The sequence below is a fragment of the Rhizobium sp. WYCCWR 11128 genome (assembly GCF_013416305.1).
Taxonomy (GTDB): Bacteria; Pseudomonadota; Alphaproteobacteria; order Rhizobiales; family Rhizobiaceae; genus Rhizobium; species Rhizobium indicum.
This window is the reverse complement of record NZ_JACCEZ010000008.1, coordinates 1-11,636: the sequence shown is the minus strand read 5'-3', so window position 1 is coordinate 11,636 and position 11,636 is coordinate 1. Positions and strand designations below refer to the sequence as shown.

Annotated in this window: 9 protein-coding genes; 8 read left to right on the top strand and 1 reads right to left on the bottom strand. The window is 62.1% G+C overall.

Features of this window, described 5'->3' with window-relative positions:
- Positions 1-5: 5 nt before the first annotated feature.
- The 6 genes from HX898_RS22740 (at position 6) to HX898_RS22715 (ending at position 8,116) form a co-directional block, all read left to right on the top strand.
- Positions 6-788 carry a carnitinyl-CoA dehydratase gene (locus HX898_RS22740; RefSeq protein WP_138334677.1) on the top strand — a complete coding sequence of 261 codons (783 nt, stop codon included), beginning with the start codon at positions 6-8 and terminating at the stop codon, positions 786-788.
- A gap of 118 nt (positions 789-906) precedes the next feature.
- Positions 907-2,496, top strand: a complete 1,590-nt coding sequence (locus tag HX898_RS22735) for an ABC transporter substrate-binding protein (RefSeq protein ID WP_138334678.1) — start codon at positions 907-909, stop codon at positions 2,494-2,496.
- A gap of 96 nt (positions 2,497-2,592) precedes the next feature.
- Positions 2,593-3,597 carry an ABC transporter permease gene (locus HX898_RS22730; protein ID WP_138334679.1) on the top strand — a complete coding sequence of 335 codons (1,005 nt, stop codon included), beginning with the start codon at positions 2,593-2,595 and terminating at the stop codon, positions 3,595-3,597.
- Positions 3,594-4,421 carry an ABC transporter permease gene (locus HX898_RS22725; RefSeq protein ID WP_138334680.1) on the top strand — a complete coding sequence of 276 codons (828 nt, stop codon included), beginning with the start codon at positions 3,594-3,596 and terminating at the stop codon, positions 4,419-4,421. The genes HX898_RS22730 and HX898_RS22725 overlap by 4 nt, the downstream gene beginning before the upstream one ends.
- Entirely contained in the window at positions 4,414-6,045 is a 1,632-nt protein-coding gene (locus HX898_RS22720) for an ABC transporter ATP-binding protein (RefSeq protein ID WP_180195812.1), read from the top strand. Before HX898_RS22725 ends, HX898_RS22720 begins: the two co-directional genes overlap by 8 nt.
- A gap of 67 nt (positions 6,046-6,112) precedes the next feature.
- Positions 6,113-8,116, top strand: a complete 2,004-nt coding sequence (locus tag HX898_RS22715; protein ID WP_138334682.1) for a CocE/NonD family hydrolase — start codon at positions 6,113-6,115, stop codon at positions 8,114-8,116.
- A 3-nt stretch (positions 8,117-8,119) separates the two neighbouring features.
- Here HX898_RS22715 and HX898_RS22710 read toward each other — a convergent pair whose 3' ends face one another.
- On the bottom strand, positions 8,120-9,031 hold the full coding sequence (locus HX898_RS22710; RefSeq protein WP_138334683.1) for an alpha/beta hydrolase: 912 nt from the start codon (positions 9,029-9,031) through the stop codon (positions 8,120-8,122).
- A gap of 224 nt (positions 9,032-9,255) precedes the next feature.
- Between HX898_RS22710 and HX898_RS22705 the strand changes: the two genes are divergently transcribed.
- Both HX898_RS22705 and HX898_RS22700 read left to right on the top strand, forming a co-directional pair.
- Positions 9,256-9,780, top strand: a complete 525-nt coding sequence (locus HX898_RS22705; protein WP_138334684.1) for an RNA polymerase sigma factor — start codon at positions 9,256-9,258, stop codon at positions 9,778-9,780.
- The coding region (locus HX898_RS22700; RefSeq protein ID WP_180195811.1) for a VWA domain-containing protein at positions 9,777-11,636 on the top strand (1,860 nt) is incomplete at its 3' end. The genes HX898_RS22705 and HX898_RS22700, both read left to right, overlap by 4 nt.

Sequence of the window (11,636 nt, the reverse complement as noted above, 5' to 3'; positions counted from 1 at the left end):
ATAGGTTGAGCGACCACATTCGCACACGACATGACGGTGGAATACTCGAAGTCGTCATCGACCGGCCGAAGGCGAATGCCATCGACCTTGCGACCAGCCGTGCCCTGGGGTTGATCTTCCGAGATTTCCGCGACGATCCGGCGTTGCGTGTCGCCATCGTCTCGGGCGCCGGCGAGAAGTTTTTCTGTGCCGGTTGGGATCTCAAGGCGGCGGCATCAGGCGATGCGGTCGACGGGGATTACGGCGTGGGTGGTTTCGGCGGGCTGCAGGAACTGCGCGACCTCAACAAGCCCATCATTTGTGCGGTCAACGGCATCTGTTGCGGCGGCGGACTGGAGATTGCGCTGTCGACCGACCTGATCCTCGCGGCCGACCATGCGACCTTCGCCCTGCCGGAAATCCGCTCCGGCACGGTTGCCGATGCGGCTTCCATCAAGCTGCCTAAACGCATCCCCTATCACATCGCCATGGACATGCTTTTGACCGGTCGCTGGCTCGACGTTCACGAGGCGCATCGCTGGGGTTTCGTCAACGAGGTCCTGCCGGCCGAGCGGCTGATGGAGAGAGCATGGGAGCTTGCCCGGTTGCTCGAGAGCGGGCCGCCGCTCGTCTATGCGGCCATTAAGGAAATCGTCCGCGAAGCGGAGGGTTCGCCGTTCCAGACTGCCATGAACAAGATCACCAAACGGCAGTTTGCGACGGTCGACAAGCTCTATTCGAGCGAGGACCAATTGGAAGGCGCACGGGCCTTCGCCGAGAAGCGAAGCCCCATTTGGAAAGGAAAATAACCCGGCGGCAGCAACCGCATTATTTTCCCGCATGATGCGGGCACCGGAGGTGGAGAGGAAACCGTCTGCGGACCTGCCCGGAAGTTCTGTCAACGCACCATAAAGAAGGAACTGGGGAATGAACGACTACACGAAATATCTCGCAAGCCGTGTCACCGCCGGCGGGCTCAGCCGCCGCGAATTCATGGGACGCGCCATGGCGGCGGGCATCACACTTGCCGTCGCCGACAAGCTCTTCACCGAAAGTGCCGAAGCGGCCGAACCGAAGCGCGGCGGCCACCTGAAGCTCGGCCTCGAAGGTGGTGCAGCCACCGATTCCAAGGATCCGGCGAAATTCCTGTCGCAGGTCATGTTCTGCATCGGCCGCTGCTGGGGCGACATGCTGGTCGAGTCCGATCCGCTGACGGGTGCCGCCGTGCCGTCGCTTGCCGAATCCTGGGAGCCGTCGAAGGACGCGGCGACCTGGACCTTTAAGATCCGCAAGGGCGTCAAGTTCCACGATGGCAAGGAACTGACGATCGACGACGTCGTTGCGACGCTGAAGCGTCACACCGACGCGAAGTCGGAATCCGGCGCGCTCGGTGTTCTCGGCTCGATCAAGGAGATCAAGGCCGACGGCGGCAATCTCGTCCTCACGCTCAGCGAAGGCAATGCCGACATGCCGCTGCTGCTGTCGGACTACCATCTGGTCATCCAGCCGAATGGCGGCGTTGACGATCCGCTGGCCTCGATCGGCACAGGCCCCTACAAGATGACGAGCTTCGAGCCCGGCGTCCGCGCCACCTTCGAAAAGAACAAGGACGACTGGCGCACCGACCGGGGTTATGTCGATTCGATCGAAATCATCGGCATGAACGACGCCACCGCCCGCATCGCAGCACTGTCGTCCGGCCAGGTCCACTACATCAACCGCGTCGACCCGAAGACCGTCAGCCTGCTGAAGCGCGCCCCGAACGTCGAGATTCTCTCGACCTCCGGCCGCGGCCACTACGTCTTCATCATGCACTGCGATAAGGCGCCGTTCGACAACAACGACCTGCGCCTGGCGCTCAAATACGCCATGGACCGCGAGACCATGGTGAAAAAGATCCTCGGCGGCTACGGCAAGGTCGGCAACGACTTCCCGATCAACAACACCTATGCGCTTTTCCCCGAGGGCATAGAGCAGCGCGCCTACGATCCCGACAAGGCTGCGTTTCACTACAAGAAATCAGGCCATAGCGGCTCGGTGCTCTTGCGCACCTCCGAAGTCGCCTTCCCCGGCGGTGTCGATGCGGCAGTCCTTTACCAGGAAAGCTGCAAAAAGGCCGGCATCGAGATCGAGGTCAAGCGCGAGCCGGGCGACGGCTACTGGACCAACGTCTGGAATGTCCAGCCCTTCTCGACCTCCTACTGGGGTGGCCGTCCGACGCAGGACCAGATGTATTCCACCGCCTATCTCTCGACGGCGGATTGGAACGACACCAAGTTCAAGCGTCCTGACTTCGATAAGCTGCTGTTGCAGGCCCGCTCCGAGCTTGATGAAGCCAAGCGCAAGGACATGTATCGCACCATGGCGATGACGGTGCGCGACGAGGGCGGGGTGATCCTGCCGATGTTCAACGACTTCGTGAACGCCTCCACCAAGCAGGTGAAGGGTTATGTCCACGACATCGGCAATGACATGTCGAACGGCTACGTCGCGACCCGCGTCTGGCTGGACGCCTGATGGCAAGGGGCGTTTGCCCCTCCGATCTCTAACGAAGCCCGGACCGTGGGATGAAACCCCGCGGTCCTCCCGACGTTTTAGCGCGAGGTCCTCGCCATGACCAATCCTGCCCCAAGCATCTTGCCCGGCCTCGGGTTTCGGCAGCGTTTTCCGCTGCTTGCCCTTATCCTCGAGCGCTTCGTGCTCAGTATCGTCCTGCTCTTTGCCGTTTCCATCGTGATCTTCGGCGGTCTGGAAGCCCTGCCCGGTGATTTTGCCACAACCTATCTCGGTCAGTCGGCGACACCGCAGGCCGTTGCCAATATTCGAGAGGATCTCGGGCTGAACCGCCCGATAACCACGCGTTACGTCGAATGGCTCGGCAACGCCGTCCAGGGGGACTTCGGCACCTCCTGGGCCAGCAAGAATTCGGTGAGCGAACAGATCGGCAAGCGCCTTGGCAATTCGCTCTTCCTGGCGGGTTTCGCAGCCGTGATATCGGTGCCGCTCGCCGTTGGGCTCGGCATGCTGTCGGTGCATTTCCGCAATCGCCTGCCGGATAAGATCATCAACGTCATCTCGCTGGCGGCGATCTCGCTGCCGGAATTCTTCGTCGGCTACCTGCTGATCCTGTTCTTCGCGGTGAAATTCGGCGTGGCCACCTTTCCGGCGACGGTCTATGACAGCATGGGTTTCGTCGAGCGATTGAAAGCAATCGCGCTGCCGACGGCGACCCTCGTGCTCGTCGTACTCGCGCATATGATGCGCATGACGCGGGCGGCAATCCTCTCCGTCATGTCGTCGGCCTATATGGAGACCGCAGAGCTGAAAGGCCTTGGCGCCTTCCGCTCGATCGTCAAGCATGCCGCCCCCAATGCGCTCGCGCCGATCATCAACGTCATCGCATTGACGCTTGCCTATCTCGTGGTCGGCGTCGTTGTTGTCGAAGTGGTCTTCGTCTATCCCGGCATGGGGCAGTATATGGTCGATGCGGTCACCGTGCGCGACATGCCTGTCGTTCAGGCCTGCGGCCTGATCTTCGCGGCTGTCTATATCTTCCTCAACATGACCGCCGATATTCTCGCGATTATCGCCAATCCCAGGCTGAGGCATCCGCGATGAGATTGAGAGACATCCCCATCACCGCCTGGATCGGCATGGCCGGTATCGCCATCGCCTTTATATTCGCGATCTTTGCTCCCTGGCTCGCCCCCTATGGCGAGACGCAGGTCGTCGGCGACGTCTGGCAGTTGCCTGATGATCAATATATCTTCGGTCTCGACAATCTCGGCCGCGACATCTTCTCGCGGCTGATCTACGGCGCACGCACGACGCTGCTGGTCGCGTCCGCCGCCACCGTCATCTCGTTCTCGCTCGGCATCATCCTGAGCTTCACGGCTGCCGTCTCGCGCGGCGTGGTCGACACCGTCCTCTCTCGCTTCAACGATTTGATGATGTCGATCCCGACGCTGATCTTCGCACTCGTGGTCCTGGCGGTGCTGCCGCAAAACATGGTCGTGCTGATCCTTGTCATGGCGATCCTCGATTCCACCCGCGTCTACCGTCTCGGCCGTGCCGTGGCGCTCGATGTCGCGGTGATGGAATTCGTCGAGGCGGCAACGCTGCGCGGCGAAGGCAAGCTCTGGATCATCTTCCGCGAAATCCTGCCGAACACGCTGTCGCCGCTGCTGGCCGAATTCGGGCTGCGCTTCGCCTTCTCGATCCTGTTCCTCTCGACGCTTTCCTTCCTCGGCCTCGGCATTCAGCCGCCTGCGGCCGATTGGGGCGGCATGGTCAAGGACAACAAGGACGGCATCATCTTCGGTATCTCGGCAGCGCTGGTGCCGGGCACGGCGATCGCGACACTTGCCGTCTGCGTCAACCTCGTCGTCGACTGGCTCCTGAAACGCACATCCAGCCTCAAGGGAGGGCGCGGCGATGCCTGAGCTTCTTTCCGTTCGCAATCTGAAGATCGAAGCAACCAGCTATCCGCCAGGTGAACCGCCGAAGCGAGTGACGATCGTCGACGGGGTTTCCTTCGACCTGCAGAAGGGCAAGGTCCTCGGACTGATCGGGGAATCGGGCGCCGGTAAGTCGACGATCGGCCTTTCCGCACTGGCCTATGGCCGGGGCGGCGCCGAAATCACCGGCGGCGAGGTGCGGCTCGATGGCGCCGATATCCTGGCGCTCGGCAAGAACGGCATCCGAAAAATTCGCGGCGCACGAGTCTGCTATGTCGCGCAATCGGCGGCGGCCGCCTTCAATCCGGCCCACAGGCTCGGCGATCAGGTGATCGAAGCCTCGGTCAAACATGGTTTGATGAGCAAAGACGAGGCGCGCAAACGGGCGCTTTATCTGTTCGGGGTTCTCGGCCTGCCCAATCCCGAAACGTTCGGCGAGCGCTTTCCCCACCAGGTCTCCGGCGGCCAGCTGCAGCGGGCGATGACGGCGATGGCGCTCTGCTCCAACCCTGAGCTCATCGTCTTCGACGAACCGACCACGGCGCTCGACGTCACCACGCAGATCGACGTGCTGGCGGCGATCAAGTATGCCATCGAGGAAACGCACACCGCCGCCCTCTACATCACCCATGACCTTGCCGTCGTCGCCCAGATCTCGGACGACATCATGGTCCTGCGTTATGGCAAGCAGGTAGAATATGGCAGTGTCCAGCAGATCATCGAGGCGCCGCGGGAGGATTATACCCGCGCCCTCGTCAATATCAGGCAGGCCTACCGCGAGGAGGCGGCCGACCAGTCTGCAGCACTTCTCAAGGTGGAAAATGTCAGTGCTGAATATTCCAACGGCTTCAAAGTGCTGCACGATGTCACGCTGCACGTGCCGAAGGGGCAGACGCTCGCGGTCGTCGGCGAATCCGGCTCGGGCAAATCGACCCTGGCGCGCGTCATTACCGGCCTGTTGCCGCCGAGCAATGGGCGTATCATCTTTGACGGCAAGCCGCTGATGCCTGATCTGAAGAGCCGGCCGAATGACGATCTGAGGCGTATCCAGTTGATCTACCAGATGGCCGATACGGCGATGAACCCGCGGCAGACGGTCCGCGACATCATCGGCCGCCCGCTGACCTTCTATTATGGCCTCAGAGGTGCCGAGAAGACCGCCCGGGTGAAGGAACTGCTCGACCAGATCGAAATGGGCAAGGGTTTCGTCGACCGCTACCCGGCCGAACTCTCCGGCGGCCAGAAGCAGCGTGTGGCGATCGCGAGAGCGCTTGCCGCCAAGCCCGAACTCATCCTCTGCGACGAGCCGACCTCGGCGCTCGATCCGTTGGTGGCGGAGGGTATCCTCAAGCTGCTCCTACGCCTGCAGCAAGAGGAACAGCTGTCCTATGTCTTCATTACCCACGACATCGCGATCGTGCGGGCGATTGCCGACAGCGTGGCGGTGATGCATCGTGGCAAGCTGGTGCGGTTCGGTCCGAAATCGACGGCGCTGTCACCGCCCTTTGACGACTACACCGATCTGCTGTTGAAATCCGTGCCGGAAATGGAAATCGGCTGGCTGGAACGGGTGCTTGCCACGCGTCGCATGGAGAGCGCCGGTAACTGACTTGACTAGGTGACTTGACGAGGGGGGCAGAACCCTCGTCTCACGGAATGTGCATCAAGGAATGAGCATGACCTCGCGCGGCTTCACCACCATCGAGAATGAATGGATTACGCTGAAGGATGGGACGCGGCTTGCCGCGCGCATCTGGATGCCGGATGGCGTGGAAGAAGATCCCGTTCCCGCCGTCTTTGAATTCCTGCCCTATCGCAAGCGTGACGGAACCAGCCTGCGGGACGAGTCGACCTATCCGATATTCGCGGCGGCAGGCATTGCCGGCGTGCGCGTCGATATCCGTGGATCCGGAGAATCTGACGGGGTCATCGACGGCGAATATACCGAATGCGAGCTTGCCAATGCCTGCGAGCTGATCGCCTGGATTGCCGCGCAGCCGTGGTCGAACGGCGCGGTTGGCATGATGGGCATCTCCTGGGGCGGCTTCAACAGCCTGCAGGTCGCAGCATTACACCCGCCGGCGCTGAAGGCTGTCATATCGATCGCCTCGACCGTCGACCGTTACAATGACGACATCCACTACAAGAACGGCTGCCATCTCTCCGCCCAGCTCTCATGGGCGGCAACGATGCTCGGCTACCAGTCGCGCCCGCCCGATCCCGCGCTTGTCGGAGAGCGCTGGAAGGAGATGTGGCTGGAACGCTTGGCAGGCGAACCCTTCTTCATGGAGGAGTGGCTGGCCCATCAGCGGCGCGACGGTTTCTGGCGTCACGGCTCGATCTCAGAGGATTTTTCGAGCGTGGAGATCCCCGCACTGGTGATTGCCGGCTGGGCCGACGGCTATCGTAATACGCCGCTGATGGCGGTCGAAGGCCTGGGCGACAAGGCGAAGGCGCTGATCGGCCCCTGGGTCCACAAATATCCGCATTTCGCCTGGCCGAAACCGCGCACCGATTTTCATGGCGAAGCAATTGCCTGGTGGAACAAATGGCTGCGGGGCGAGCACAATGGGATCGACAGGCTGCCGCAGGCCCGCACCTATATTCTCGATGCCATCCGCCCTGCTCCGCGGCGTGACAGCGATCCGGGTTTCTGGGTCGCCAAGGACGTCTGGTCGCCGCCTCAGATGCAGTGCTTCTATGTCGAGCAGTTCGGCAAGCTGACGGAAGGCATGCCGATCCCGCATGCGCCCGAACATCCCGTCTATCTCCGCTCTCCGCTCGACACCGGGACGGCATCGGGTGAATATTTCACGCTGAAACCCGACGCGGAAATGGCGATCGATCAGCGCTCGGACGATGCCGGCTCGCTGGTCTTCGATACGATGCCGCTTGCTGGCGATTACGACTATCTCGGCCGGCCTGTGCTTACGCTTGCATTGCGGTCGCGGGCAGCGGGTGGAAATCTCTGCGCCCGGCTCGTCGATGTCCATCCGGATGGCACGGCAACACGTGTCGCCTTCGGCGTCGTCAATCTCACCCACCGCGACGGCAATGCAGATCCCAAGCCGCTGATACCAGGCGAGAGGGTGTGGATCCGGCTCGTGCTCGATGCCTGCGGTTATCGCTTCCGCAAGGGGCATCGCATCCGCCTTTCGCTCTCCACCGCATATTGGCCGATGATCCTCCCGCCGCCTGATGACGACGGCATCGACATCGATATCGCGGCACTCGGCCTAGGGCTGCCGATGCTCGGCGAGCACCAGCGGATCGACATCAAGGAACCGGCCAATCCCGATCCGCTGCCGAAATACATCGAGCACACGGCCGCCACGACCAAGCGGCAGGTCGTCCGCGATCTCTCGGCCAACCGGACGGAGTATCATATCCACGAGGATACCGGGCTCACCGAACACCCTGAGACAGGTCTCTCGACCCGGCAATTGCGGGAAGAAGTCTGGTCGATCTCGCCCGATAATCCGCTGTCGATGACCGGGACGTCGACCTGGACCTGCGACATGCGCCGCCCCGGTTGGTTCGCCCGCACGGTCGCGACCGCGCGCATTTCATGTACCCGGACCGACTGGATCATCAGCGCTGTCGTTACTGCCTTCGAGGACGACGTGCAGATCTTCGAAAAGGTCTTTGCGGAAAAGCGGATCGCCCGCGACCTGATGTGATCGTCAGGCCATCGCAAAACGTCGAACGGCCTCGCAGACGGCACGGAAGCCGTCGCGGGCGCTATCGCTCATGTGGCGGGCGCGCAGCCACGCATGCACCATCTGCGGCTCCTCCCGGAACCAGACTTCGACGCCCTCCGCGGTGAGCCGGGCGGCATAGTGCCGGCCGTCGTCTCGGAGCGGATCGAAATGCGCGACCGTGATGAAGGCCGGCGGCAGCCCGGCAAGCGAAGCTGCCTGTAGCGGCTCGGCGATCCCATTGCCCGCCGGCGCTTGCAGGATTTCGCGATAATAGGCGACATCCGCCGTCGTCAATCCAGGCGCCGCGGCCATTTCGACATAGGAGCCCGCAGTAAGGTCGCCGCCAAGCGCCGGATAGATCAGGACTTGGCCGACGACGCCGGACAGGCCCTGCTCGCGCGCCCGCAATGCAAGGCCCGCGGCCAGATTGCCGCCGGCGCTGTCGCCGATCAGCACGACCTTGCTGTTGGCGGAAAGCAGATGCTTCAACACGGTAAAGCCGTCATCCGTCTGCGCCGGCCAGCGATATTCAGGGGCGAGGCGATAATCGACCGAAACAAGTTCCGCGCCGGCAAAATCGGCGATCTCGGCGCAGATGGCATGATGGCTCTCGAGCGAACCGACAACGAAGCCACCGCCATGAAGATAGAGCAGAATGGTGCGCGTGCTGATCTTCCGCGGACGGTAACGCCGGATCGGTATGCGCTGGAGCATGCCGTCCGCAAAGATCATCTCCGGGGGCAGCGGACGGTCAAAGCGCGCGCAAAGAGCGTCGTACCAATGTCGCTGCTGTTCGATCGATGCTTGAACGGCGTCTGGCGGATAGAAGGAATCGCAAGTCGCCAGAAACTGCAGGATGCCCCTTTCAGTGGGGACAGGCGGTTGAGCGGACATGGAGGTCCTTTCGCGATTTGGGACATGACAGGTCATGTCCCTGGCCGACTCTGTCTTCATCATGCGCCTTTGTGACGGAGCCGATCTGTCTGGCCGCGACTCATGAATGTCGCGGCTTTTAAAATTCCCAATAATTTTTTCGTCGCGGACCCAAGGAAAGCCATCCGAGAAACGTCTCAATCTCGAAATAGCATCTTGCTGGTCGTTTTGGGGTAGGTGCGGAATTGGATGCGGAGCTCATAGAACGAGCGCAGGGCGGTGACCGGGAGGCCTTCGGGCAACTGGTCTCGCGCCATTATGATTTCGTCCATGCGACGGCGTGGCGTTGGTCGGGTAGTTCCACCGATGCCGACGACATTGCCCAGGAGGTCTGCGTCAAGCTCGGCGCGGCGATCCGCAGCTTTCGCGGCGCCAGCCGCTTCAGGACATGGCTCTATACGCTGACGCTCAACGCCGCCCGCGACCATAGACGCAAGCTTGCACGAGAGCAGCAGACATTCCGCACTTACGCCGCCGAACCGCAGCAGGATGCGCCGGCCGGAAATGACGATGAGCTATCGAGCGAATTATGGGCAGCCGTGCGCGCCTTGCCGGAAAGGCAATGCGACGCGGTGCTGCTCGTTTACGGCGAGGGTCTCAGCCATTCGGCTGCCGCCGATGTCATGGGCTGCTCGGAGGCGACCGTATCCTGGCAGGTCCATGAGGCGCGCAAGAGGCTGAAGACCGTGCTCGGCAAGGAAGAGGTATGACCGTGGACAAGGAACTCGAAAAGCTCTCCCGCCTGACACCGCCGGCAGCGACGCCGGAGGCGCGTGCGCGTGCGCTTACTGCCGCGATGCAGGCCTTCGATACCGCAGAAAATAATGCGCCGGCCGCCCAAGGAAATGCGAAAGGCTGGCGTCAAAGCTCCATCATCAACTGGATATGGAGCCCTGCCATGAACAAGAAATTCCTCGCCGGTTCAGCCCTAGCGACGCTGCTCGTCATTCCGGCCGCCGGTTACCTGGCGATCGAGCTGACCCGCAACGGATCGCCGATCGTCGATCAGACAGAGATCGCCGGCAACCTTTCGAAAAGTGAGGCGTCGAAACAACCGGCCGCAACTGCCGGTCAGCCGGTCACGGTCGCGCCGCAAACACCGGCCGGGAACAACAGCCTGGATGAGCAATCTGTCGCTGTCGCGCAAGCCCCGCAGGACAAGGAGGCGCCGGCACTCGCGAAACCCGATTCGTCGCGGACATCCGAATTCGATGCCAACGACGTCGCCGCTCTCACGAACAAGCCGGAGGGTTCTGCCGCGGCACTCGGGGCGGCCAAACGCGCTGTGCCGGCCGCTCCCGGCATCGTCCCCCAGCGGCAGTTTGCCGAACCGATGGCTGCCATCGCCCCTTCGCCTACTCCGCCTGCGGAGGGGCATGCCCAGATTCAGCTCGATTCCAATCGCGAGCGGTTTGCCAATGCTGCGGCAAATCCGATCAAGAGCGTGGCGACGGATCCGGTCTCGACCTTCTCCGCGGATGTCGACAGCGCGTCCTATGCCTTCGTCCGCCGGTCGTTGACCGGCGGGGCACTGCCCGACCCGCAATCGGTCCGCGTCGAAGAGATGATCAATTATTTCCCCTATGACTGGCCGGGCCCTGACAATGCCGATCAGCCTTTCAAGGCGACAGTGACCGTGATGCCGACCCCGTGGAACCACGACACGGAATTGATGCATGTGGCGATCAAGGGCTATGACATCGCGCCGGCGACCACGCCGCATGCCAATCTGGTCTTCCTGATCGACGTGTCCGGCTCGATGGACGAGCCGGACAAACTGCCGCTTCTCAAGAGCGCCTTCCGGCTTCTGGTCAACAAGCTGAAGGCCGACGACACCGTCTCGATCGTCACCTATGCCGGCAATGCCGGCACCGTGCTCTCGCCGACACGGGTGGCGGAGAAATCGAAGATCCTGTCGGCGATCGACAGGCTGGAGCCCGGAGGTTCGACCGGCGGCGCCGAAGGCATCGAGGCGGCTTACGATCTTGCCAAGCAGGCCTTCGTCAAGGACGGCGTCAACCGGGTGATGCTGGCGACCGATGGCGACTTCAATGTCGGCCCGTCGAGCGATGAGGACCTGAAGCGCATCATCGAGGAGAGACGCAAGGACGGCATCTTCCTCACCGTTCTCGGCTTCGGGCGGGGCAATCTCAACGATTCTCTGATGCAGACGCTGGCGCAGAACGGCAACGGCAGTGCTGCCTATATCGACACCTTGGCCGAGGCGCAAAAGACGCTGGTCGAAGAGGCCGGATCGACGCTGTTTCCGATCGCCAGCGACGTTAAGTTTCAGGTCGAGTTCAACCCGGAACGGATCGCCGAATACCGCTTGATCGGTTACGAGACGCGGGCGCTGAAGCGCGAGGATTTCAACAATGACCGTGTCGATGCCGGCGATATCGGCTCCGGCCACAGCGTCACGGCGATTTACGAGATTACGCCCAAGGGAAGCCCCGCGGTGATGAATGATGACCTGCGCTATGGCGCAGCCAATAAGGCGGCCGCCGCGGCGGCCGACAGCGCCCATCACGGCGAACTTGCCTTCGTCAAGATGCGCTACAAGCGG